This window comes from Pseudomonas graminis (genome assembly GCF_013201545.1).
GTDB lineage: Bacteria > Pseudomonadota > Gammaproteobacteria > Pseudomonadales > Pseudomonadaceae > Aquipseudomonas.
Genome location: NZ_CP053746.1, coordinates 4,466,528 through 4,490,839, shown reverse-complemented (window position 1 = coordinate 4,490,839; position 24,312 = coordinate 4,466,528). Strand labels below are relative to the sequence as shown.

At 62.4% G+C, this 24,312-nt stretch carries 13 protein-coding genes and 1 pseudogene; 11 read left to right on the top strand and 3 right to left on the bottom strand.

Annotated elements, in window-relative coordinates:
* Positions 1-99 precede the first annotated feature (99 nt).
* Positions 100-1,047 (bottom strand): LysR family transcriptional regulator, encoded by a 948-nt coding sequence (locus tag FX982_RS20190; protein ID WP_172612242.1) that lies wholly within the window; start codon positions 1,045-1,047, stop codon positions 100-102.
* Between the two features lie 157 nt (positions 1,048-1,204).
* Between FX982_RS20190 and FX982_RS20185 the strand changes: the two genes are divergently transcribed.
* Positions 1,205-2,437: an acyl-CoA dehydrogenase gene (locus tag FX982_RS20185; RefSeq protein WP_172612241.1), complete on the top strand. Its 1,233-nt coding sequence runs from the start codon at positions 1,205-1,207 to the stop codon at positions 2,435-2,437.
* A 254-nt stretch (positions 2,438-2,691) separates the two neighbouring features.
* On the opposite strand, the gene FX982_RS20180 is transcribed toward FX982_RS20185, so the two are convergent.
* The gene (locus tag FX982_RS20180) at positions 2,692-4,032 is read right to left on the bottom strand and encodes a substrate-binding domain-containing protein (protein WP_172612240.1); all 1,341 of its coding nucleotides are present in this window, start codon (positions 4,030-4,032) and stop codon (positions 2,692-2,694) included.
* A gap of 140 nt (positions 4,033-4,172) precedes the next feature.
* Positions 4,173-4,985 (bottom strand): exodeoxyribonuclease III, encoded by an 813-nt coding sequence (xthA, locus tag FX982_RS20175; RefSeq protein ID WP_172612239.1) that lies wholly within the window; start codon positions 4,983-4,985, stop codon positions 4,173-4,175.
* A gap of 221 nt (positions 4,986-5,206) precedes the next feature.
* Here xthA and FX982_RS20170 point away from each other — a divergent pair, with 221 nt between their 5' ends.
* The 10 genes and pseudogenes from FX982_RS20170 (at position 5,207) to FX982_RS20125 (ending at position 24,276) form a co-directional block, all read left to right on the top strand.
* The gene (locus FX982_RS20170) at positions 5,207-5,857 is read left to right on the top strand and encodes a GNAT family N-acetyltransferase (RefSeq protein WP_122624949.1); all 651 of its coding nucleotides are present in this window, start codon (positions 5,207-5,209) and stop codon (positions 5,855-5,857) included.
* Between the two features lie 66 nt (positions 5,858-5,923).
* Complete coding sequence (locus FX982_RS20165) at positions 5,924-7,654, top strand: autotransporter assembly complex protein TamA (RefSeq protein ID WP_172612238.1); 1,731 nt, start codon at positions 5,924-5,926, stop codon at positions 7,652-7,654.
* 5 nt (positions 7,655-7,659) lie between these two features.
* Positions 7,660-11,343 carry a translocation/assembly module TamB domain-containing protein gene (locus FX982_RS20160; RefSeq protein WP_172612237.1) on the top strand — a complete coding sequence of 1,228 codons (3,684 nt, stop codon included), beginning with the start codon at positions 7,660-7,662 and terminating at the stop codon, positions 11,341-11,343.
* Positions 11,344-11,446: 103 nt separating this feature from the next.
* Positions 11,447-11,947: a thiol peroxidase gene (gene tpx, locus FX982_RS20155; protein ID WP_172612236.1), complete on the top strand. Its 501-nt coding sequence runs from the start codon at positions 11,447-11,449 to the stop codon at positions 11,945-11,947.
* 197 nt (positions 11,948-12,144) lie between these two features.
* Complete coding sequence (locus FX982_RS20150) at positions 12,145-13,485, top strand: MdtA/MuxA family multidrug efflux RND transporter periplasmic adaptor subunit (protein WP_172613122.1); 1,341 nt, start codon at positions 12,145-12,147, stop codon at positions 13,483-13,485.
* Entirely contained in the window at positions 13,482-16,577 is a 3,096-nt protein-coding gene (locus FX982_RS20145) for an MdtB/MuxB family multidrug efflux RND transporter permease subunit (RefSeq protein WP_172612235.1), read from the top strand. The genes FX982_RS20150 and FX982_RS20145 overlap by 4 nt, the downstream gene beginning before the upstream one ends.
* A 94-nt stretch (positions 16,578-16,671) precedes the next feature.
* Entirely contained in the window at positions 16,672-19,779 is a 3,108-nt protein-coding gene (locus FX982_RS20140) for an efflux RND transporter permease subunit (protein WP_172612234.1), read from the top strand.
* A gap of 8 nt (positions 19,780-19,787) precedes the next feature.
* Entirely contained in the window at positions 19,788-21,266 is a 1,479-nt protein-coding gene (locus FX982_RS20135) for an efflux transporter outer membrane subunit (RefSeq protein ID WP_172613121.1), read from the top strand.
* 125 nt (positions 21,267-21,391) lie between these two features.
* The gene (locus FX982_RS20130) at positions 21,392-23,482 is read left to right on the top strand and encodes a putative bifunctional diguanylate cyclase/phosphodiesterase (RefSeq protein ID WP_172612233.1); all 2,091 of its coding nucleotides are present in this window, start codon (positions 21,392-21,394) and stop codon (positions 23,480-23,482) included.
* Between the two features lie 48 nt (positions 23,483-23,530).
* Positions 23,531-24,276: pseudogene (locus tag FX982_RS20125) on the top strand (SDR family oxidoreductase).
* The last annotated feature ends 36 nt before the right edge of the window (positions 24,277-24,312 follow it).

Below are 24,312 nucleotides of genomic sequence, written 5' to 3'. Positions count from 1 at the left end.
GGAAGGCGTTGGCGGCAGCACCTCAAAATTGATGGTGTTCATACCGGCGGCTTCCCGGCTAAAGCCGGTCCTACAGTGGCCGGATGCGCCGCTGAACGCCTACTTCACAGCTGCTTCAAGGGTCTTCCCCAACTTGCGCTCCTGCGCAGTCACCAACTGACAAAGCTCGATGATCTGCTCGCGCATCCAGCGGTTCGCCGGGTCCTGGTCGGTGCTTTCGTGCCAGTACAGGTGCGTCTCCACGGTCGGCACGTCGTTCACCGGCAAATACACGAAATGCAGGTCATTGCGTCGGGCGAAGCGCTCGGGGACGGTCATCACCATGTCGGTCTGCTGCAACACTTGCGAGGCCATCAGGTAGTGCTGCGAACGCAACGCGACCTTGCGCTGAATGCCCATTTTTCCCAATGCCAGGTCCACATAACCCAGGCCGCTGCGTCGACTGGAAATATGAATGTGCGCGACACCGAGGTAGTCATCCAGGCTGATGGCCTCCTTGTTTGCCAGCGGATGGCCCCGGCGCATGGCGCACACGTAGTGGTCTTCCATCAGCTTGACGTGGCGCACCTGCGGGTCAGTGTTCAGCGGCGCATCCACGGCAAAATCCAGCCGGCCCGCCGCGAGTTCCTTGGTCGTCTCCCGGCGCTTGGACAGAAAGCTTTCGATGGTCACGGTGGGCGCCAGACGCCGCAGCCGCTGGAACAGCGCCGGCAGAATCACTGCCTCGGTGAGGTCGGTCATGCTGATGCGGTAATTCTTGCTGGCCTGCAGCGGATTGAAAATCCGGCTCTCCTGCACCGACACCCGCAGCAGCGACAGGGCATTGCGTACCGGGCCGATGATGTTCTGCGCCATGGGCGTTGGCACCATGCCCTGAGCCGTGCGCACGAACAGCGGATCGTTGAAGGTTTCGCGCAGGCGAGACAAGGCGTTGGACACGGCAGGCTGGGTGATGCCGACGATCTGGCCGGCGCGGGTCAGGTTGGCTTCAGTGTAGATGGCGTCAAACACAATAAAGAGATTGAGATCGACCTTGCTCAGGTTCATTGCCGTGCGCCTCGTGCGGTTCTTGTTGTTTGGAATGCGCCGAATCATATATCGGTTATGAATGTTTATACACGGCGAGAATAGGTTAGATAAATGGGGAGCGCTGTTCTAGCATCGGATCACGACCTGACAACACCTCACAGAAGGCAGCTGCCCCATGGATTTCGCTTACTCCCCCAAGGTTCAGGCACTGCGCGAGCGCGTGACCTCCTTCATGGACGCCTACGTGTATCCCGCCGAGCCGGTGTTCGAGCGTCAAGTGGCCGAAGGCGACCGCTGGCAGCCGACGGCCATCATGGAGGAACTGAAAGCCAAGGCAAAAGCCGAGGGGTTGTGGAACCTGTTTCTGCCCGAATCCGAGCTCGGGGCAGGGCTGTCGAACCTCGAATACGCGCCGCTGGCGGAGATCATGGGCCGCTCGCTGCTGGGGCCGGAGCCCTTTAACTGTTCCGCGCCGGACACCGGCAACATGGAAGTGCTGGTGCGCTATGCCAATGACGCGCAGAAGCAAGAGTGGCTAGAACCCTTGCTGCGCGGCGAGATTCGCTCGGCGTTTGCGATGACCGAACCCGACGTGGCGTCCTCGGATGCCACCAACATGGCCGCTACAGCGGTGCGCGATGGCGATGAGTGGGTCATCAACGGCCGTAAATGGTGGACCTCCGGGGCCTGCGACCCGCGCTGCAAGATCATGGTCTTCATGGGCCTGAGCAACCCCGACGGCCCGCGCCACCAGCAGCATTCAATGATTCTGGTGCCGACTGACGCGGCCGGCGTGAAGATCGTGCGACCGCTGCCAGTGTTCGGCTACGACGATGCGCCCCATGGCCACGCCGAAGTGCTGTTTGAAAACGTGCGCGTGCCGTACGAAAACGTTCTGTTGGGTGAAGGACGTGGCTTCGAAATCGCCCAGGGTCGCCTTGGCCCGGGAAGGATTCACCACTGCATGCGCTCGGTCGGCATGGCGGAACGGGCACTGGAACTGATGTGCAAACGCTCCGTGCAGCGCACGGCGTTCGGGCGGCCATTGGCGCGATTGGGCGGCAACATCGACAAGATCGCCGACTCGCGGATGGAAATCGACATGGCCCGCCTGCTTACCCTGAAGGCGGCTTACATGATGGACACCGTCGGCAACAAGGTGGCGAGAAGCGAGATCGCGCAGATCAAAGTGGTCGCACCGAATGTTGCGTTACGGGTGATCGACCGGGCGATCCAGATGCACGGCGGAGCCGGGGTATCCGGCGATTTCCCGCTGGCCTATATGTACGCCATGCAGCGCACCTTGCGCCTGGCCGACGGCCCGGACGAAGTGCACCGCGCGGCCATTGGCAAATTCGAGGTCGGCAAGTATGTGCCGAAAGAGATGATGCGCAGCGAGCACCGGTGACCGACGGGCGGAGTCGCCAGCGAGCGGGGTTTCATCGAGCGCGGCGGCACCGCAAATTTTTCTGATGACAAGCAATTTGTGGGAGCGAGCTTGCTCGCGAAGAAGTCGGCAAATCTTTCAAGTTTTCAGCGCCTGAAATGCCTTCTTCGTGAGCAAGCTCACTCCCACATAGACCCCGTTCGCAGCGCGATTGCGGAGGTATCCCACGACAGGATAGTGAATGGTTTGCACAGTAACTGCGTGCCTCAACCGCATCACTCCACCCAAACCTCCACCCGGCGGTTCTTGATCCGGCCTTCATCGCCATCATTGGCCGCCACGGGCATTTCGTCGCCGAACCCACGCACGTCACGCAGCACCACCTGATGTTTCAGCAGTTCCCGGCGCACCGCCATGGCGCGCAGTTTTGACAGCAATTGCGCCCGCGCGGGATCGCTTTTGGCATCGCCAAACCCCGCCAGCGTCACCTTCTGATCCAGCTTGTCATGGGCCTTCAGGTACTCGACCACGCGCTTGAGATCGAGCATTGCCTTGGTGTCCAGCGTCGCGCTGCCCTGGGCAAAACGGAAGTTTACCGACAGCCGCTCGGCCACACGGGCAAGGTTCTGGTACGCCAGCGGCATCTGCGCCGTCGCCCGCACCTTCACCGCTTGAACCGTCTGCGCCACAAACCCGTTCTGCGCGACGATGGACTGGCCCTGTGGACTCTGGGCGAACCGCACCAGCGCCTTGGCCCAGCGCTGCCTCGAGTCGGGCGGCAAGTAGAAGTACAGGCGGCGAGACAGAGGGTAATCTTCGGTGGCAATCAAGCTGGCGGTGGGCAGCATCGGTTTCGACTTACCGTCGATGATCGCCACGGCTTTGGCCTGGCGAATATAGGGGAGCCCGATGAAGCCAATGCCCTGACGGTCCTGACTGACTTGATCGGACAATTCCTCGCTGGACTCGAAGCGCCTGGCCTCCTTCGACAGCGTCTTGCCTGACCTGGCCAGCACCAGCTCGTTGAAGGTGTCGTACGTGCCGGACTGGTGATCCCGTGCGTATAAATGGATAGCCCCGGCCGGGCCGCCCAATTGCTCCCAGTCGCGGATTTCTCCGGAAAAGATCTTCGCCAGTTGCGCCGTGCTCAGCTCGCGGAGCGGGTTGCCGGGGTGAAGGATCACTGCAACGCCGTCGATGGCGATCACCTGTTCGGCCTCATGACTGCGCAGATCGCCAAGGGCCGCCAAGTCGATGGCCTCGTTGTTCTTGATGGGGCGTGAAGAGGCGGCCACATCGGCAAGCCCGTCCTTCAGCGCCACGAACCCGGTGCTCGATCCGTGGGCCGCGATCTCGATGCTGACGTCCTGGCCCGAGGGCAACCGGGCGATAAGACGCATCTCGTTGGGGTTCGGGCCGGGTTGTTCCTGTACTCCCAGCGCGCCTTGCCGAGCCAGCAAGCCTTTGACCAGCGCCGGCCCGAGCTGCGCGCCAATCGTGTTAGAGCCCTGAATACGCAAGGCCGGCGCGCCATCAGTGGGCGCGGGCAGGGCCGCCGCGTGCGTGTCTATTGCGAGAAGCGAAGCGAGCAGAACGAATACACGAGTGCGCAGCATGTGCGGCATCTTTATGGGAAATGAAGTGGTCGGAGAATAAGACAGGCGAATGACGGCCAGATGACAGCTCGCGGCTTGTTGCGCGTTGGACGATCGAGCCGCAGGCACGGCGCCGCGCGGCTCATCGCTTAATGGTTCAGTTACTCCAGCTCAAGCCAGATCGGCGCGTGGTCGGACGGTTTGTCCATCGACCGCAGGTGATAATCCACGCCGGCGGCCTTGATGCGCGGTTGCAGCCCGTGGGACGCAAGGATCAGGTCGATGCGCAGGCCGCGCTTGGGCTCGTCTTCAAAACCGCGACTGCGGTAATCGAACCAGCTGAATTGATCGACCACTTCCGGGTACAGATGGCGGAAGCTGTCCACCAAGCCCCAACTCTTGAGTTTGCCGAGCCACTCGCGCTCTTCCGGCAGGAAGCTGCACTTGCCGGTTTTCAACCAGCGCTTGGCATTGTCGGCGCCGATGCCGATGTCGCTGTCCTCGGGGGAAATGTTGACGTCGCCCATCACCACCAGCGGCTGGTCATTGCTGAAACGCGTCTCCAGCAGGTTCTGCAAATCCGCATAGAAACGCAGCTTGGCCGGGAATTTGGTCGGGTGATCACGGCTTTCGCCCTGTGGGAAATAGCCATTCATGACCGTCACCGGATTGCCGTTGCGATCGGCGAACGTGCCCCAGATGAAACGGCGCTGGGCGTCCTCATCGTCGTTGTCGAAGCCCTTGTGAATCGACAGTGGCGCCTGACGCGAGAGGAGGGCGACGCCGTAATGACCTTTCTGACCGTGGAAATGCACGTGGTAACCCAGCGCTTCGATATCGGCCTGGGGAAATTGCTCGTCGGAGACCTTGGTTTCCTGCAAGCCGATGACGTCGGGTTGATGCTTCTCGATCAACGCCGCCAGTTGATGCGGTCGGGCGCGGAGGCCGTTGATATTAAAAGACACAATTTTCATGGGCGGCGCTCCTGGCAGCTCCTTACAAATACAAACGGCGATGCTAGCCGACCTGCCGGGCGACGGCCAGCGCCCGGTTCGCTCGGCAGGAGCACAGATGGCGGGTAGGCATTTCTGAACGATGGCCACATCGCGGGAACTGCGCTTGTAGACGGCCACTCGAAGCCTTGAAGACCACCACCCGAGCGGCCGCCCCGGGGCTCATCAAAAGGACGAACACCATGCCAGAACTGCCTAGCGAAACGGCGGAGATCCGTCAGCTCGACAGCGGCTACTCCCGCGAAACCCGCTCGCTGCTGTACCTCGCCTACCGCCAGGAGCCAAGCTTCGCCCACCTCTTCGAATCTGGCCGATCCGGTTACGAGCACCGGGTCAGGTCGACCATCCGCCAACTGGTCAAGCAGCACTTTCTTCAGGAAATGCCGGCGCTGGGCCTGTTCGTCGCAGACCGGCTGGTAGGCGCTGTGCTGATTGCCCCGCCCCAACGGCGGCTGGGCATCACCGAAAGCTGGGCCTGGCGCATTCGCATGTTGATGAGCACCGGCCTGCGGGGAACCCAGCGCTATCTGGAGTATTACCACGATGTGCTGGCCTGCGCGCCGTCCGAAGCGGTTCACGTGCTGCCGTTGTTCGGTGTCCACCCTGATTTCCAGGGCCAGCGCTACGGCGAGCAGTTGTTGCATGCCCTGCATGACTGGTGTGCCGAGGATAAGAACTCGGAAGGGATCGTCCTCGACACCGGTAATGGCCACTATCTGGAGTTCTATCAACGACAGGGTTATGAGGAAATCGGTGAGGTCGCAGTAGGACCTGTCCGAGAACGCATATTTTTCCACCCAAACCCTCATGTTTCATTGGGTTCTGTGGCTTGAGCTACGCAAGCTCCTCAATTTCAGCGGGTTCCAGCAGCCCGCGTTGCTCGTGTAGCATTCTCGCCTATGAAGTTTCCCCGTCGATACACCAGTGGCTTTGTCTTGATGTTGTCCAGCTGCGCGGCATTCGCCGATGCGCAGCTGGAGGTCCGGATCAAGCCGTCCAATGCCGCGCTCAAATCCAACATCGAAGGGTATGTGGGCAGTCTCGGCGAGCGCGACGAGCCGGCCCTCGAACGCTTCAGCGTGGGGGCCGTCGAGCAGGCGCTGAAGGCTGCTCAGGCCCTTGGCTATTACCAGGCGCAGATTGACAGCGAAGTCCGCCACGTCGACAACAACCTGCAACTGCTGCTGAAGGTCGAGGCCGGCGAGCCTGTCCACCTGCGCAACGTGTCCATCCGCGTAACCGGGCAGGCCACCCAGCTCAAGAGCTTCCGCGTGCCTAAAGGCGACGCCCTGAAACCCGGCGCAGTACTCAACCATGGTGTCTACGAGGACGCCAAGCACCTGATCGAAACCCAGGCCGCGCGCTATGGCTTTTTCAATGGCCGATTCGTGACCCAGCGCCTGTCCGTTGACCCCCGTGCTGGTGTCGCCGACATCGAGCTGGTTTACGACAGCGGGCCACGTTTCTCGCTGGGTAAAGTGATCTTCAGCGGCGACGCGCCTTTCGATGAAGACCTGCTGCAGCGAATGGTGCCTTTCAAGCAGGACACGCCCTACGACTCCGAACTCATCGCCGAACTCAACCAGGCCATGCAGGCGAGCGGCTATTTTGAAGGCGTGCGAGTCAATGCAGCGCCTACAGACGCCCAGGCTCAGGTTATTCCGGTCGACGTCCAACTGCAGACCCGCAAGCCGCGGACCATGGGACTGGGCGTGGGCTATTCGACCGACGTCGGCCCACGGGTGAAGGCCAACTGGACGCGCCACTGGGTCAATCCACAAGGCCACAGTTATGGCGCTGAAGCCGAAATCTCCGCCCCTCGGCAGAACGTCGGCCTGTTCTACGACATTCCGCTGGACCCGCCCCTGACCGACAAACTGCGTTTCGCCGGCGGCTATCAATATGAAGAGATCGCCGACACGGACAGCCTCAGCAAACTGCTGACCGTCGGGCCCGAATGGCACAGCAAGCTGCCCAGCGGCTGGGAGCGGGTGATCTCGCTGAAGTGGCAGCGCGAAGAATACCGACTGGGCAACGACTCAGGCCTGAGCACGTTGCTCATGCCCGGCGTCAGCTATTCATACCTGCGCAGCGATAACCGCATCGACCCGCACAATGGCTACCGGCTGCAGTTCGACACCCAGGTCGCCAAGGAAGGGCTGGGCTCGGATGCCAACCTCTTGCACGGTACGGTCATGCTCAAAGGGCTGACCACCGTGGCGCAGAATCACCGCTTCCTCGGCCGGGTGCAGGTCGGCGGCAGCGCCACCAACGGCTACAAATCCATCCCGCCGTCCCTGCGCTTTTTTGCCGGTGGCGACCAGAGCGTGCGCGGCTATGACTATCAATCGCTGTCACCGGAAAACTCCGACGGCGACAAGATTGGCGGCCGCTACATGATCGCCGGCAGCGCCGAATATCAGTACTCGATCGCCGAAAAGTGGCGCGTGGCGGCATTCGTCGATCAGGGCAACTCGTTCAATTCTCTGGACCTGCCAAGCCTCAAGACCGGCGTGGGCATCGGTGTGCGCTGGGTGTCACCGGTCGGGCCGCTGCGGCTGGACCTCGCCCACGCGCTGGATGAAGAAGGCGGTATTCGTCTGCACTTCTCGATGGGATCTGAACTGTGACGAACATGGCTTTGTTGAAACGCACCCTGGCCATTACGGCGGTTACGCTGCTGTCGCTGGTAATCCTTGTGGGGCTGACATTCATGCTCCTTCTCGGCACTCAAAGCGGCAGTCGATGGGCGTTGGGGCTTGTTCCGGGCCTGTCGGTCGAGGGGTTTTCGGGTCGGCTCGGCGGCGCATGGCAGGCCGATCACCTGGTCTGGCAGCAAGACCAGAGCAAGGTCGAAGTCGACGCGCCGGTATTCGACTGGTCCCCGGCGTGCCTCGCCCGCATGACGCTGTGCATCGACAACCTGCAAACCGGCGACATCCGCCTGCAATTCCCGCCTTCGAGCGACGAAGTCAGCAGCGGCCCCATTAAACTGCCGGATCTCAAGCTGCCCCTGGCGTTGCAACTGGGGCGCGTGCAGGTCGGCAGCCTGCACCTGGACGGCACCGAACAGGTCCGCGACGTGCAACTGGCGGCGCACTGGACTGCTCAAGGCCTGAAAATCGACTCGCTGCACGCTGGTCGTGATGACATCGCGCTTGACCTGACAGGGCTGCTCAAACCAGAGGGGGACTGGCCGCTGACCGCCGAGGGGCAGCTGAAACTGCCAGACGTCAGCGGTCAGCCGTTATCTATGGCGCTTAATGTTCAGGGCGATCTGCTCAAGACATTGACGCTCAATGCGCAGAGCAAGGGCTACATTGACGCTCATCTCGTCGGTGAGCTGCAGCCCTTGGTTGAGCACCTGCCTGCAAATATCGCCATCACCAGCGACGGGTTCAAACCGAGTGCCGATTTGCCGGACACGCTGCAGCTCAATCAGTTGGTTCTCAACGCCAAGGGCGACCTTTCTCAAGGCTATGCCATCACTGGCAGCGCAAGCCTGCCTGCTGAAAAAGGCTCGGTGGCGTTGGCGTTGCAAGGCCGGGTCGACGCCAAGGGCGCGGACATCGCGGCGCTGGACCTGACCGCTAGTGACACCCAGCGTCTCAAGGCCAGCGGCAAGCTGGACTGGCAACAGGGCCTGCGCGCCGACGCAAAAATCGACTGGCTCGACTTCCCCTGGCATCGCCTGTACCCGCTGATCGACGAGCCGCAGGTCAGCGTGCACGCGTTCACTGGGGAGGTGTCCTACACCGACGGTAAATACCTCGGCCATTTCTCCGGTGACTTCAAAGGCCCGGCCGGCCCCTTCACGTTGCAAAGTCCGGTCAGCGGCGATCTGCAGCAGATCTTCCTGCCTCAGCTCGAACTGGCAGCCGGGCAGGGCAAGGCCAGCGGTCATCTGAACCTGCAATTTGCCGACGGCATTGCCTGGGACACGGCGCTGGATCTCAGCGCCATCGATCCCGCGTACTGGGTCGCGGAACTGCCAGGCTCCCTGGCGGGTCCGCTGCGCAGCAAAGGGTCGCTGCGTAACGAGCAATTGAACCTGAACGCCGACCTGGATCTGAAAGGTCGCCTGCGTGGTCAGCCTGCGGTGCTGCAGGCCAAGGCCGATGGCGCCGACAACATATGGAATCTCAACGGCCTTGAGATTCGCCTGGGCGATAACCGGATTCAAGGCTCGGGCAACCTGCAGCAGAAAATCGCCGGAAAGCTGGACATCAACCTCCCGCGACTCGGTCAGCTGTGGCCCGGGTTGCAAGGCCAGATGAAGGGGCGCGTCGACGTTGCCGGCACCGTGCAGGCGCCCCAGGGGCAACTGACTTTGCAGGGCACTCAACTGGCCTTGGAGGCGAACAAGCTGCAGGCGCTTACGTTGGCGGCCAAGCTCGACAACGCCCAGCGCGCGACCTTTGATCTGAAGACCACCGGCATTCAAGCGGGCGACACCGCGCTGGGTGCCTTGAATGTGAACGGCCAGGGCGACATCAAGCGTCAACAAGTCAAATTCGATCTTAAAGGGCCGCTGCTTAAACTGGCCCTTGCGCTGGATGGCAACCTGGACAAAGGCAACTGGCGCGGGCGTCTGGCCAGCGGTGACATCCAGAGCGGCGGGCAGGACTGGAAGTTGCAGCAGCCGGCCAAACTGGAGCGCCTGGCAGACGGCAAGGTCAACTTCGGTGCCCATTGCTGGGTCTCGGGGCCTGCGAGTCTGTGCGGCGAAGATCAGCGTCTGATGCCTGAGCCGCGCCTGCGTTACCACCTCAAGCGCTTCCCGCTGGAAAGCCTGGCGCAATGGCTGCCCAAGGATTTCGCCTGGAAGGGTGCATTGAATGCGGATATTCAGCTGGACGTGCCGGCTGCCGGCCCCAATGGTCAGGTGGTCATCGACGCCAGTGGCGGAACACTGCGGGTCAAGGACAAGCGCCAGTGGCTGGACTTCCCCTACGACACGCTGAAGTTGACCAGCAGCCTGACGCCGAAGAAAGTCGACACCAGCCTGAATTTTCGTGGCGGCAAGCTCGGCGAGTTGTTGGCCCGACTGAGCATCGACCCGATCGCCAAAAACAAGCCCGTCACCGGCGAATTCACCCTGAGCGGCCTGGACGTGTCGGTTGCACGGCCGTTTGTGCCGATGGTGGAAAAACTCAATGGCAAGCTCAACGGCAGCGGCCGGGTTTCGGGCAGCCTGCTGGCGCCGCAGATCAACGGCAATGTGGCGCTCACCGACGGCGAAGTCTCCGGTCCGGAGGTACCCGTGAGCTTTGAAAACCTCAACGTTCAAGCCCTGATTGCTGGCGAGCGCGTCGATTTGACCGGCAAATGGAACAGCGGCCCGACAGGCCAGGGCAGCATTGGCGGGCATGTGGCCTGGGCCGACGCACTGGATGTCGACGTAGCGTTGAAAGGCACGCGCCTGCCGATAACGGTTGAACCCTACGCCAAGCTGGAGGCGGCCCCGGACCTGAAGATCACCCTGCAGGGCGACCGGCTTGCGGTGTCGGGCAAAGTCCTGATTCCGAAAGGCGAAATCACTGTGCGGCAGCTGCCGCCGTCGACCGTGAAAGTCTCTGATGACACGGTGATCGTCGGCCAGCAGACCAAACAGGGCAAAACCCCGCTGGCCATCGCCATGGACGTCAACGTCGAAGTGGGCCAGGAGACCTTGAGCTTCACAGGCTTCGGCCTGACCGCCAATCTCGCCGGCCACGTGCACATCGGCGACAACATGGACACGCGGGGCGAGTTGAACCTCAACGACGGCCGCTACCGCGCGTACGGTCAGCGCCTGACCATCCGCAAGGCCCGCCTGTTGTTTGCAGGGCCGGTTGATCAGCCGTATCTGGACATCGAAGCCATCCGCCAGACTGACGACGTGATTGCCGGCATCCGCCTGAGCGGCAGCGCCGAACAGCCCACCACCACGGTGTTTTCCGAACCGGCCATGAGCCAGGAGCAGGCGTTGTCCTATCTGGTGCTGGGCCGTCCGCTGAGCACAAATGGTGAAGACAGCAACATGGTCGCCCAGGCTGCGCTGGCACTGGGCCTGGCCGGCGGTTCGTCGACGGCGGGCAAGCTGGCGTCCGGGCTGGGCATTCGGGATTTCGATCTGGACACCTCGGGCAGCGGCGACAAGACAGCGGTAGTCGCCAGCGGCAAGATCACCGACAAGCTCAGCCTGCGCTATGGCGTTGGGGTATTTGAACCGGCCAACACCCTGACCTTGCGCTACCTGTTGAGCAAGAAGGTGTATCTGGAGGTCGCAGGCGGCGTGGCGAGCTCTCTGGATATTTTTTACAAGCGTGATTTTTAACGGCCGCGGCACTGTCAGAATATTCATTCCCGGCGGTAGGTGACCCTGTGTTTTCATGGTTAACTTCCGCCCTTGCATGCCACCTCAAACAAGGAATCAGCTCATGCCACAAGTGACTCGTAAAGGCTCCCCGGTACAGATCAGCGGCGAACTGCCGAACGTCGGAAGCAAGGCGCCCGCCTTCACGCTGGTGGCGGGCGACCTGTCTGACGCAACCCTGGAAACCTTCGCCGGCAAGCGCAAGGTGCTGAACATTTTCCCGAGCGTCGACACGCCGACCTGCGCCACCTCCGTCCGCAAATTCAACGCCCAGGCCAACGAGCTCAGCAACGCTGTTGTGCTGTGCATCTCCGCCGACCTGCCGTTTGCCCAGGCACGTTTCTGTGGTGCGGAAGGTCTGGAAAACGTGAAGAACCTGTCCACCATGCGCGGCGCGCAGTTCATGCAGGATTACGGCGTTGCCATTGCCGACGGCTCCATGAAGGGCCTGACCACCCGTGCCGTGGTGGTGCTGGACGAAAACGATATTGTCCTGCATAGCGAGCTGGTACCGGAGATCGGCCAGGAGCCGAACTACGACGCAGCACTGGCCGTATTGAAGTAAGCTCCCTCACGGCGTATTGCCATCATCGGACGGCAATACCCGGCAACCTCCAGGCGGCCTGACTCCCTCAGGCCGTTTTTTATTGGTACGTCAGCACCTTATCCAAAGTAAGCACTAGGTAAATTGCCGGTAAAGGCCCTTTGCCCCGCTGATTTCTGTGCTTATTGTTCAGCTTCCCGAAGACGCTCACGCGCACACTGGTTGATTTATTCATGCAATCGTCTGGCCCCCGTAATTCCCGTCGCTGGCTGATAAGCCTGTTGGTTCTGTTGATCGTCGCTGGCCTGTGCTGGCGCTTCTGGCCAGGCTCTGCGTCGAAGCCGGACGCTGCCGCGCAGAAAACCGATCAAGCCCAGTCCAGCGCGAGCCGCAGCAGCGGGAACGGCAAAGCGGCGGCCAAGCGTCCCGGTTTCGGCGGCTCGACCGTCCCGGTGCCGGTGCGGGTGGCGGCTGCCACCACCGGTGATTTCCCCATCTATTACAAGGCCCTTGGCACCGTGACGGCGCTGAACACGATTAACGTGCGCAGCCGCGTGGCGGGTGAATTGATGAAGATCAACTTCCAGGAAGGCCAGCAAGTCAAGGCCGGCGATCTGCTGGCGGTGATCGACCCGCGCAGCTACCAGATCGCGCTGCAGCAGGCCGAGGGCACGCTGATGCAGAACCAGGCGCTGCTCAAGAATGCTCAACTCGACGTACAGCGTTATCGGGGCCTGTACAAAGAAGACAGCATTGCCAAGCAAACCCTGGACACTGCCGAATCCCTCGTGGGCCAGTACCAGGGCACGATCAAGACCAATCAGGCGGCAGTGGGCGATGCCAGGCTCAATCTGGAGTTCTCGCAGATTCGGGCGCCGATCTCGGGTCGTATCGGTCTGCGCCAGCTGGACGTTGGCAATCTGGTGGCGGCCAATGACACCAACCCGTTGGTCGTGATCACTCAAATCAAGCCAATCACCGTCAACTTCACGCTGCCGGAAAAAGACCTGGCAGAGGTGCTCAGCCGCTACCGCAGCGGTGACAAACTGCCGGTCGAAGCGTGGGATCGCGGTGACCTCAAGCTTCAGGCCACCGGCGTGCTCGCCAGCATCGACAACCAGATCGACATCACCACCGGCACGTTGAAGTTCAAGGCGCGTTTCGATAACGACAACGAAGCGCTGTTCCCCAATCAGTTCGTTAACGCGCGCCTGCTCGCCAATACCCTGAAAAACGTGGTGCTGGTGCCGTCGGCCGCCGTGCAGTTCGGCGTCAACGGCACCTTTGTGTACGTGATGGACGGCGACAAGACCGTGCGCATTCGCCCGCTCAAGACCGGGCCGAGCGACGAGAACTCGACGGTGATCACCGAAGGTCTGGTGGCCGGGGACCGCGTGGTGCTCGAAGGCACCGACCGCCTGAAAGACGGCAGCGCGGTAGACGTGGTCAACGACAGCAAGGACGTTCCGGCCACGCCGGGCCAGCAGTTGCAGGGCAAGCCCTCGAAGGAGCCCGGTGAGTCGGCCAATGCCGGGACGGCGAAGAAAGGCAACGTATGAACCTGTCACGGCTGTTCATCCTCAGGCCGGTCGCCACCACCCTGAGCATGCTTGCCATCGTGCTCGCGGGTCTGATCGCGTACACGCTGCTGCCGGTGTCGGCATTGCCCCAGGTGGATTACCCGACCATTCGGGTGATGACGCTGTACCCGGGCGCCAGTCCACAAGTGATGACCAGTGCCGTGACCGCGCCTCTCGAGCGCCAGTTCGGGCAGATGCCGGGCCTGACCCAGATGGCCTCGACCAGCTCTGGCGGCGCCTCGGTCATCACGCTGCGTTTCAGCCTCGACATCAACATGGACGTGGCCGAGCAGGAAGTGCAGGCGGCGATCAACGGCGCGACCAACCTGCTGCCAAGCGACTTGCCGGCGCCGCCGACGTACAACAAGGTCAACCCAGCCGACACACCGGTCCTGACCCTGGCGATTACGTCGAAGACCATGCTGCTGCCCAAACTCAACGATCTGGTCGACACGCGCATGGCGCAGAAGATCGCGCAGATCAGCGGAGTGGGCATGGTGACCATCGCCGGCGGCCAGCGTCAGGCGGTGCGGATCAAGGTCAACGCTGACGCACTGGCGGCCAACGGCCTGAACCTGGCAGACGTGCGCACGTTGGTCAGCGCATCCAACGTCAACACCCCCAAGGGTAATTTCGACGGCCCGACGCGGGTGTCGATGCTCGACGCCAACGACCAGCTCAAGTCCCCCGAGGAATACGCCAACCTGATTCTGGCGTACAACAACGGCGGCCCGCTGCGGCTCAAGGACGTCGCCGAGATCGTCGACGGCGCCGAAAACGATCGCCTCGCCGCCTGGGCCAACGAAAACCAGGCTGTGCTGCTGAATATCCAGCGTCAGCCGGGTGCCAACGTCATCGACGTGGTCGACCGGATCAAGGCGCTGCTGCCCAGCATCACCGAAAACCTGCCCGCCGGGCTGGATGTCACCGTGCTGACCGACCGCACGCAGACCATCCGCGCCTCGGTCAGCGACGTGCAACACGAGCTGATGATCTCCATCGTGCTGGTGGTGCTGGTGACCTTTCTGTTCCTGCGGCGCTTCAGCGCGACGATCATTCCGTCGGTGGCCGTGCCGCTGTCGTTGATCGGCACTTTCGGCGTCATGTACCTCGCTGGTTTCTCGGTCAACAACCTCACCTTGATGGCGATGACCATTGCCACCGGTTTCGTGGTGGACGACGCCATCGTCATGCTGGAGAACATTTCCCGGCACCTGGAGGAGGGCGAGACCCCCTTGCAGGCGGCGCTCAAAGGCGCGCGACAGATCGGTTTCACCCTGATCTCGCTGACCATTTCCCTGATCGCCGTGCTCATTCCGCTGTTGTTCATGGCCGATGTGGTCGGGCGGCTGTTCCGCGAATTCGCCATCACCCTTGCGGTGGCGATCCTGATTTCCCTCGTGGTGTCCCTCACGTTGACGCCGATGATGTGCGCGCGCCTGCTCAAGCGTGAGCCGAGAGAAGAAGAACAGGGCCGCTTCTACCGGGCCAGCGGTGCGTGGATCGACTGGCTGGTGGCCGCCTATGGGCGCAAGTTGCAGTGGGTGCTCAGGCATCAGCCGCTGACCCTGCTGGTGGCCATCGCCACCCTCGGCATTACAGTGCTGCTGTATCTCGCCGTGCCCAAGGGCTTCTTCCCGGTGCAGGACACCGGCGTGATTCAGGGCATTTCCGAAGCACCTCAGTCGGTGTCGTTCGCCTCCATGAGCCAGCGTCAGCAGGCCCTGGCGAAAATCATCCTCAAGGATCCGGCCGTCGCCAGTCTGTCGTCTTACATCGGCGTCGACGGCGACAACGCGACCCTCAACAGCGGCCGTATGCTGATCAACCTCAAGCCCCATGGCGACCGGGATGTCACGGCGTCCGAAGTGATCCAACGCTTGCAGCCCGAGGTCGATCAGCTGTCGGACATCCGCCTGTTCATGCAGCCTGTGCAAGACCTGACCATCGAAGACCGGGTCAGTCGCACTCAGTACCAGTTCAGCATGTCGTCGCCGGACGCCGACCTGCTCAATCTGTGGAGCGGCAAGCTGGTGGAGGCGCTGGTTCAGCGTCCGGAATTGACCGATGTCGCCAGCGACCTGCAGGACAAGGGTTTGCAGGTGTTTCTCAACATCGACCGAGATGCTGCCAGCCGGCTGGGCGTGACCGTTGCCAACATCACCGACGCGCTGTACGACGCCTTCGGCCAGCGGCAGATTTCCACTATCTACACCCAGGCCAGCCAGTACCGCGTGGTGCTGCAAGCGGATTCGCGCAGTGAACTCGGCCCCGAGGCGCTGGAGCAGATTCACGTCAAGACCACCGACGGCGGGCAGGTCAAGCTGTCGAGTCTGGCCCGGGTCGAGCAGCGTCAGGCGCAACTGGCAATCGCCCACATCGGGCAGTTTCCGGCGGTGATGATGTCGTTCAACCTGGCGCCGGGCGTTGCCCTGGGCAAGGCCGTGGAAGTCATCGAGCAGGTGCAGAAAGACATCGGCATGCCAATCGGCGTGCAGACGGAATTCCAGGGCGCGGCCGAAGCCTTCCAGGCCTCATTGTCCAGCACGCTGCTGCTGGTGCTGGCGGCGGTGATCACCATGTACATCGTGCTGGGCGTGCTCTATGAGAGCTATATCCACCCGATCACCATTCTGTCGACCCTGCCGTCGGCGGCCATCGGTGCGCTGCTGGCGCTGATCATCAGCGGCAACGATCTGGGCATGATCGCCATCATCGGCATCATCCTGCTGATCGGTATCGTCAAGAAGAACGCGATCATGATGATCGACTTCGCCCTCGACGCCGAACGCAACCGTGGGATCGACCCGCAGACCGCCATCTACGAAGCGGCGCTGCTGCGCTTCCGGCCCATTCTCATGACGACCCTGGCGGCACTGTTCGGCGCGATCCCGCTGATGTTCGCCTCGGGTTCCGGCGCCGAGCTGCGCCAGCCCCTGGGTCTGGTGATGGTCGGTGGCCTGCTGGTCAGCCAGGTGCTGACGCTGTTCACCACGCCGGTCATCTATTTGTACTTTGATCGGTTGGGGCGTCGGTTCCAGCGCAAAGAGAGAACCGAGGTGGCGGTATGACCGGCAGCGCCAAGCTTCAAGCGGCAAGCTGCAAGAGGAGTGCTCGCCGCCGATTCGCTTGCAGCTTGAAGCTTGCCGCTTGGAGCTCCCGCCCATGAATCTGTCCGGGCCCTTCATCAAACGCCCCGTGGCCACCATGCTCCTGAGCCTGGCGATCATGCTGCTGGGCGGGATGAGCTTCGGTTTGCTGCCGGTGTCGCCGCTGCCGAACATGGATTTCCCGGTGATCGTGGTCAGCGCCTCGCTGCCCGGCGCCAGCCCGGAAATCATGGCGTCCAGCGTGGCGACGCCGCTGGAGCGCTCCCTCGGGGTGATTGCCGGGGTCAACACCATGAGCAGCCGTTCGAGCCAGGGCTCGACGCGGATCATTCTGCAGTTCGACATGGACCGCGACATCAACGGTGCTGCGCGGGAAGTGCAGGCGGCCATCAACGCATCGCGCAGCCTGCTGCCCAGCGGGATGCGCAGCATGCCGACCTACAAGAAGGTCAACCCGTCCCAGGCGCCGATCATGGTGCTGTCGCTGACCTCCGACGTGCTGGAGAAGGGCGAGCTGTACGACATGGCCTCCACGATCCTGTCCCAGAGCCTGTCCCAGGTGAACGGCGTCGGCGAAGTGCAGATCGGCGGCAGTTCGCTGCCCGCCGTGCGCGTGGAGCTGGAACCCAAGCTGCTGTCCCAGTACGGCGTGTCGCTGGATGAAGTGCGCACCACCATCTCCAATGCCAACGTGCGCCGCCCGAAAGGCTCGGTGGAGAACAGCGAGCACAACTGGCAGGTGCAGGCCAACGACCAGTTGGAGAAGGCAAAGGATTACGAATCGCTGATCATCCATTACGCCAATGGCGCGGCGTTGCGGCTCAAAGACGTCGCCAAGGTCAAGGACTCGGTGGAAGACCGCTACAACAGCGGCTTCTTCAATGACAAAGCCGCTGTGCTGCTGGTGATCAACCGCCAGGCCGGCGCCAACATCATCGAAACCGTGGCGGCGATCAAGGCGCAGTTGCCGGCGTTGCAGGCGGTGCTCCCCGCCAGCGTCAAGCTCGACCTGGCCATGGACCGCTCGCCGGTGATCAAGGCCACGCTGCACGAAGCCGAGATGACTTTGCTGATCGCCGTGGTCCTGGTGATCCTGGTGGTGTTCCTGTTTCTCGGAAACTTCCGCGCCTCGCTGATCCCGACCCTGGCGGTGCCGGTGTCGCTGGTCGGCACCTTCGCGATCATGTACCTGTACGGTTTCTCGCTGAATAACCTGTCGCTGATGGCACTGATTCTCGCCACCGGGCTGGTGGTCGACGATGCCATCGTCGTGCTGGAAAACATCTCCCGGCACATCGACGCAGGCGTGCCGCCCATGGAGGCGGCTTATCTCGGCGCCAAAGAAGTCGGCTTCACGCTGCTGTCGATGAACGTCTCGCTAGTGGCGGTGTTTATCTCGATCCTGTTCATGGGCGGGCTGGTGGAGAGCCTGTTCCGCGAGTTTTCCATCACGCTGTCGGTGTCCATCGTTGTTTCGCTGGTGGTCTCGCTGACCCTGACGCCGATGCTCTGCGCGCGCTGGCTCAAGCCCCACGTGCCGGGCACGGAAAATCGCCTGCAACGCTGGAGCCAGCGGGTCAATGATCGCATGGTCGCAGGCTACGACCGCAGCCTGCGCTGGGTGCTGCGCCACCGGCGCCTGACCCTGCTGACGCTGCTGTTGACCATCGTCGGCAACGTCGCGCTGTACGTTGTGGTGCCCAAGACCTTCCTGCCGCAGCAGGACACCGGCCAGTTGATGGGGTTTGTGCGGGGGGATGACGGCCTGTCGTTCTCGGTGATGCAGCCGAAGATGGACACGTTCCGCTCGGCGATCCTCAAGGACCCGGCCGTGGAAAGCGTTGCGGGCTTCATCGGCGGCAACGGCGGCACCGGCAACGCGTTCATCATCGTCCGTTTGAAGCCGATCAAGGAACGCAACATCGGCGCCATGGCAGTGGTCGAACGGCTGCGCAAGGAAATGCCCCTGGTGCCCGGGGGGCGCCTGTTTCTGCAACCCGATCAGGATTTGCAATTGGGCGGCGGTCGCGAGCAGACCACTTCGCAATACCAGTACATCCTGCAAAGCGGCGACCTGGAAACCCTGCGCCTGTGGTACCCGAAGATCGTCGCGGCACTGAAGTCACTTAAGGAACTGACTGCCATCGACGCCAACGACGGCGGCGGTACCCAGCAAGTGACGCTGATCGTCGACCGCGATGCGGCCAAGCGCCTTGGCATCGACATGAACATGGTCACCACGGTCCTGAACAACGCCTACAGCCAGCGTCAGGTGTCGACCATTTATGACCCGCTGAACCAGTATCAGGTGGTCATGGAGGTCAACCCGAAATACGCCCTCGACCCGACCACGCTGGAGCAGGTTCAGGTGATCACTGCCGACGGCGCGCGGGTGCCGCTGTCGACCATCGCCCGTTACGAGCGCAGTCTGGAGGACGACCGGGTCAGCCATGACGGCCAGTTCGCCTCGGAAAACATCTCCTTCGACCTGGCCGATGGCGTCACCCTCGATCAGGCCAACGTCGCCATCGAACGCGCAGTCGCGGCGGTGGGCCTGCCCGAAGACGTGATCGCCAAGATGGCCGGGACCTCCGACGCCTTCGCCGCGACCCAGAAGAACCAGCCATGGATGATCCTCGGGGCGCTGGTGGCGGTGTATCTGGTGCTGGGCATTCTCTACGAAAGCTACATCCACCCGCTGACCATTCTCTCGACGCTGCCCTCGGCCGGGGTCGGCGCGCTGTTGAGCATCTACCTCACCGGCGGGCAATTCAGCCTGATCTCGCTGTTGGGCTTGTTTCTGCTCATCGGCGTGGTGAAGAAAAACGCGATTCTGATGATCGACCTCGCGTTGCAACTCGAACGCCAGGGCGGCATGACCCCGGTGGAATCGATTCGCAACGCCTGCCTGCAGCGTCTGCGGCCCATTCTGATGACCACGCTGGCGGCGATCCTCGGTGCCGTGCCGTTGCTGCTGAGCAGCGCCGAAGGCGCGGAAATGCGCCGGCCACTGGGCCTAACCATTATCGGCGGGCTGATCCTCAGCCAGATCCTCACGCTGTACACCACGCCCGTGGTTTACCTTTATCTCGACCGTCTGCGCCATCGTTTCAACACATGGCGCGGGGTGCAGACGGATGCTGCCCTGGAAACTCCGCTATGAACGACTCGATGAAAACGCCTGACCTGCAGCGGACGTTGCCGTTTCGCCGGAGCTTCGGCGTGGCCCTGTGCGCGCTGCTGCTGAGTGCCTGTGCCGTCGGCCCCGATTACCAGACGCCGGACATGCCGACCCCGGCGCACTTCAAGCAAGCCGAGGGCTGGACCCAGGCCAACCCGAGTGATGCGATAGCGCGCGGCGCGTGGTGGGAAATCTATGGCGACGCCCAGCTCAACGCCCTGGTCGAGAAGCTCAACACGTCCAACCAGACCGTGGCGCAATACGAGGCGCAGTACCGGCAGGCTGCGGCACTGGTGCGCAGTGCGCGTGGCGCGTTTTTTCCGACCCTGGGCCTGACCACCAGCAAAAACCGCTCAAGCCAGGGCACCGGCAGCAGCAGTTCGAGCCTGAGCAGTTCCAGCAGCGGCATCCGGGACACCTACAACGCACAGTTGGGCGTGAGCTGGGAAGCCGACGTGTGGGGCAAGTTGCGCCGTGGCCTGGAAGCCGACAAGGCCAGCGCCCAGGCCAGCCTCGCCGATCTGGCGTCGATGCGCCTGAGCCTGCAGTCTCAACTGGTGCAGAGCTACCTGCAACTGCGGGTAATCGACGAGCAGAAACGTTTGCTCGAAGCAACGGTCGATGCCTACCAGCGCTCGCTGACCATGACCCAGAACCAGTACCGCGCCGGGATTTCCGGCCGTGATGCCACCGCCCAGGCGCAGACGCAACTCAAGAGCACCCAGGCCGACCTGATCGACCTGCAATGGCAGCGCGCCCAGTTCGAAAACGCGATTGCCGTGCTGATGGGCCAGGCGCCGGCGGACTTCAGCCTCGCGGCCACAACGTCGATTCCGGCGGTGCCGCAGATCCCGGCGCAGCTGCCGTCGCAATTGCTTGAGCGCCGCCCGGACATCGCCGCTGCCGAGCGATCGGTGATGACCGCCAACGCCAATATCGGCGTGGCCAAGGCCGCGTATTACCCGGACCTGACCCTGAGCATGAGCGGTGGTTACAGCAGCAGCACGGTCAGCAACTGGATTTCCCTGCCCAACCGCTTCTGGTCGGTCGGCCCGCAGTTGGCGATGACCCTGTTCGATGGCGGCCAGCGCGCTGCTGAAGTGGACCGCACCGAAGCCGTCTACGACCAGACCGTCGCCCAGTACCGCCAGACCGTGCTCGACGGTTTCAAGGAGGTCGAGGACTACATGGCGCAGCTGCGCGTGTATGAGCAGGAAGCGGGCGTGCGTGACGAGGCCCTGCAATCGGCGCGTGATTCGTTGCGCCTGACCAACAACCAGTACAAAGCCGGGCTGATCGGTTATCTGGACGTGGTCAACGTGCAGACCACGGCCTTGAGCAACGAACGCAGCGTGCTGAACGTGCTGGAAAGCCGGCTGGTCGCCAGCGCACAACTGATCGCGGCACTCGGCGGTGGCTGGGACGTGGCGACCGGGCTGACGCCGGGCAAGGACATATCGGAGCGCTAGGTGCTTGCGTAGCGATGTGCCATCTTTGCGACGGAGTGTCGGGACTTTTTCGCGAATTTCGGTACAATCGCCGCCCCATTCATCAGGGCTGAAAAGCCGAATTCCGTTGAGCCAAGGGCCAGCCCATGTTGATAGGCCATTACACCTACTCGCTGGTTCTGATTTCAGTCCTGGTAGCGATTCTCGCGTCCTATACGACCCTTGATCTGGCGGGGCGCATTGCCTCGGCCAGCGGTCGGGCACGAATGCTGTGGGTGTGCGGCGGCGCGCTGTCGATGGGTGTCGGCATCTGGTCCATGCATTTCATCGGCATGCTTGCGTTCACGCTGCCCATCCCGCTGGCGTACGACATCCCGCTGACACTGCTGTCGCTGCTGATCACCATCTTTACTTCCGGTCTTGCGTTGTGGCTGGTCAGTCACGATCGCGTTCCCGTGTTGAACATTGTCCTCGGCGCATTCGTCATGGGCCTGGGCAGCAGCACCATGCATTACACCGGCATGGCGGCAATGCGCATGCAGCCGGGCATCGACTACGACCCCACCTTGTTCGGCCTGTCGCTGGTGATTGCCGTCACCGCGTCAGCCGCAGCGCTAAGCATCGCCGTGCGGCTGCGCAAGGAAACCCCTTACGTGCGTCTGGCCCGCAGCGGCGCGGCGGTGATCATGGGCTTCGCCATCCTCGGCATGCACTACACCGCCATGACCGCCGCCAACTTCCCGGCCGGCAGTTTCTGCGGCGCGATTCCCGGTGGCTTGCTTCCCGACGGTCTGGACAAGCTGGTATTGATCGCCAGCCTCACGGTGCTGGGCATTACCTTGTTGACCTCCGTACTGGATGCGCGCATGGCGGCGCGTACTGCCCAATTGTCGCTGTCGCTGAAAGAAGCCAATCGCGAGCTGACGCAACTGGCCCTGCACGACAACCTCACCGGGTTGCCTAACCGCATTCTGCTGGCCGATCGCATTGATCAGGCCATGCACAAAGTGGACGCTCAGGGCGGCATGTTCGCGCTGATGTTTCTGGATCTGGACGGCTTCAAACCGGTCAACGACGCATTCGGCCATCACGTCGGCGACCAGCTCCTGCGGGCGGTGGCCGTGCGGATGCGCGAAAACTTCCATCGCCACGACACCCTGGCGCGCATCGGCGGCGATGAATTTGTGCTGCTGGTCGAACTGGATGATGGCGAAGAAGCGGTCAGCGTCGCCTCGCGTCAGGTAGCCCTGGTCAGCCAGCCGTTCAGCGTGCAGGAACATGACCTTCAGGTGACGGTGAGCATCGGCATCAGCCTGTACCCGGGCAACGGCCGCACCCAGCAGGAACTGCTGATGAACGCCGACGCCGCCATGTACCACGCCAAGAGCGCCGGGAAGAACGGCTACAGCTTCTTCGACGCGTCGATGAACACCAACGCGCGCAATCAGTTGCAGCTGTTGCAGGACCTGCGCCTGGCGCTGCGCGAAGGGCAGTTCTGCCTGCATTACCAGCCAAAGTTCTCTGCAGGCACCCACCGGCCGATCGGTGCCGAGGCATTGATGCGCTGGAATCATCCGCAGCTCGGGCTGCTGATGCCGGATACATTCATGGGTCTGGCGGAAAAAACCGGGTTGATCATCCCGATCGGCGAGTGGGTACTGAACGAGGCCTGCCGGCAGATGAAGCGCTGGTACGACGCTGGCTACACCGACTGGCGCATCGCGGTGAACCTGTCGGCGTTGCAGTTCAGTCACGTCGGGCTGGTCGAAACCGTCACAGACGCACTGGCCACCCATGGGCTGCCGGCCAATTGCCTGACCCTGGAAATCACCGAAACCACTGCCATGAGTGACGCCGACGCCAGCATGACCGTGCTGCAGAAGCTGTCGGACATGGACGTTGACCTGTCCATCGACGATTTCGGCACCGGTTATTCCAGCCTCATGTACCTCAAGCGCCTGCCGGCCAACGAGTTGAAGATCGACCGCGGTTTCGTCCGCGATCTGGAAGACGACAGCGATGACGCCGCCATTGTCTCGGCCATCGTTGCGCTGGGCCAGGCCCTGAACCTGCGCATCGTCGCAGAGGGTGTCGAGACCGCCAGCCAGCAAAGTTTTCTCACGCGACTGGGTTGTGACTCGTTGCAGGGTTTTCTGTTGGGTCATCCGCTGCCGGCCGAGCGCTTCATGGCGGACATTGAAGCCTGCCGGCGTCGACTCAGCGAAATCACCAATTGAGTGTTAATGCCCACCCCACCTCTACGCAATGATCGACTGGGAACGTTTATGGATAAAAATCTCCTCATCACGGGCGGCTCCCGGGGCATCGGGCCGCGACGGCGGTTCTGGCAGCGGCGCAGGGTTATCGCGTGTGCATCAACTATCTGTCTGATCACGCGTCGGCCGAGCGGCTGTGCGGGCAGATTCGCGAAACGGGTGGGCATGCCATTGCGGTGCAGGCAGACGTCAGCAACGAGGACGAAATCATTCGGCTCTTTGGCCGGGTCGATTCGGAGCTGGGGCGGATCACTGCATTGGTCAATAACGCCGGCACGGTGGGCGAGGCCTCGCGGCTGGACACGATGTCCGAATTTCGTCTGCTGAAGATCATGATGAGCAACGTCGTCGGGCCGATGCTGTGCAGCAAACACGCGCTGCTGCGTATGCTGCCTCGCCATGGCGGTCGCGGCGGCAGCATTGTCAACGTGTCGTCCGTGGCCGCACGGCTCGGCTCCCCCGGCGAGTATGTGGATTACGCGGCGTCCAAAGGCGCGCTGGATACCTTCACGGTCGGGCTGGCCAAGGAAGTCGCGGGCGAGGGCGTACGAGTCAATGCCGTACGCCCCGGTTACATTTTCACCGAATTCCACGCCCTGAGCGGCGACCCCCACCGTGTCAGCAAGCTGGAGCCGACCATTCCCATGGGCCGTGGCGGACTGGCCGATGAAGTGGCGGAAGCGATTTTGTGGCTGCTGTCCGACAAGGCGTCTTATTCGACGGGTTCGTTCATCGACCTGGGCGGCGGTCGCTAGGTGATACCCCTGACTCACCCGCTTCATCCCCAAAGA

Excerpts from the sequence above, each read along its gene's own strand:
- xthA (WP_172612239.1), bottom strand. The coding sequence starts at position 4,985 with ATGAAAATTGTGTCTTTTAATATCAACGGCCTCCGCGCCCGACCGCAT.
- FX982_RS20130 (WP_172612233.1), top strand. The coding sequence starts at position 21,392 with ATGTTGATAGGCCATTACACCTACTCGCTGGTTCTGATTTCAGTCCTG.
- FX982_RS20135 (WP_172613121.1), top strand. The coding sequence starts at position 19,788 with ATGAAAACGCCTGACCTGCAGCGGACGTTGCCGTTTCGCCGGAGCTTC.
- FX982_RS20145 (WP_172612235.1), top strand. The coding sequence starts at position 13,482 with ATGAACCTGTCACGGCTGTTCATCCTCAGGCCGGTCGCCACCACCCTG.
- FX982_RS20170 (WP_122624949.1), top strand. The coding sequence starts at position 5,207 with ATGCCAGAACTGCCTAGCGAAACGGCGGAGATCCGTCAGCTCGACAGC.
- FX982_RS20160 (WP_172612237.1), top strand. The coding sequence starts at position 7,660 with ATGGCTTTGTTGAAACGCACCCTGGCCATTACGGCGGTTACGCTGCTG.
- FX982_RS20180 (WP_172612240.1), bottom strand. The coding sequence starts at position 4,032 with ATGCTGCGCACTCGTGTATTCGTTCTGCTCGCTTCGCTTCTCGCAATA.
- FX982_RS20165 (WP_172612238.1), top strand. The coding sequence starts at position 5,924 with ATGAAGTTTCCCCGTCGATACACCAGTGGCTTTGTCTTGATGTTGTCC.
- FX982_RS20190 (WP_172612242.1), bottom strand. The coding sequence starts at position 1,047 with ATGAACCTGAGCAAGGTCGATCTCAATCTCTTTATTGTGTTTGACGCC.
- tpx (WP_172612236.1), top strand. The coding sequence starts at position 11,447 with ATGCCACAAGTGACTCGTAAAGGCTCCCCGGTACAGATCAGCGGCGAA.
- FX982_RS20185 (WP_172612241.1), top strand. The coding sequence starts at position 1,205 with ATGGATTTCGCTTACTCCCCCAAGGTTCAGGCACTGCGCGAGCGCGTG.
- FX982_RS20140 (WP_172612234.1), top strand. The coding sequence starts at position 16,672 with ATGAATCTGTCCGGGCCCTTCATCAAACGCCCCGTGGCCACCATGCTC.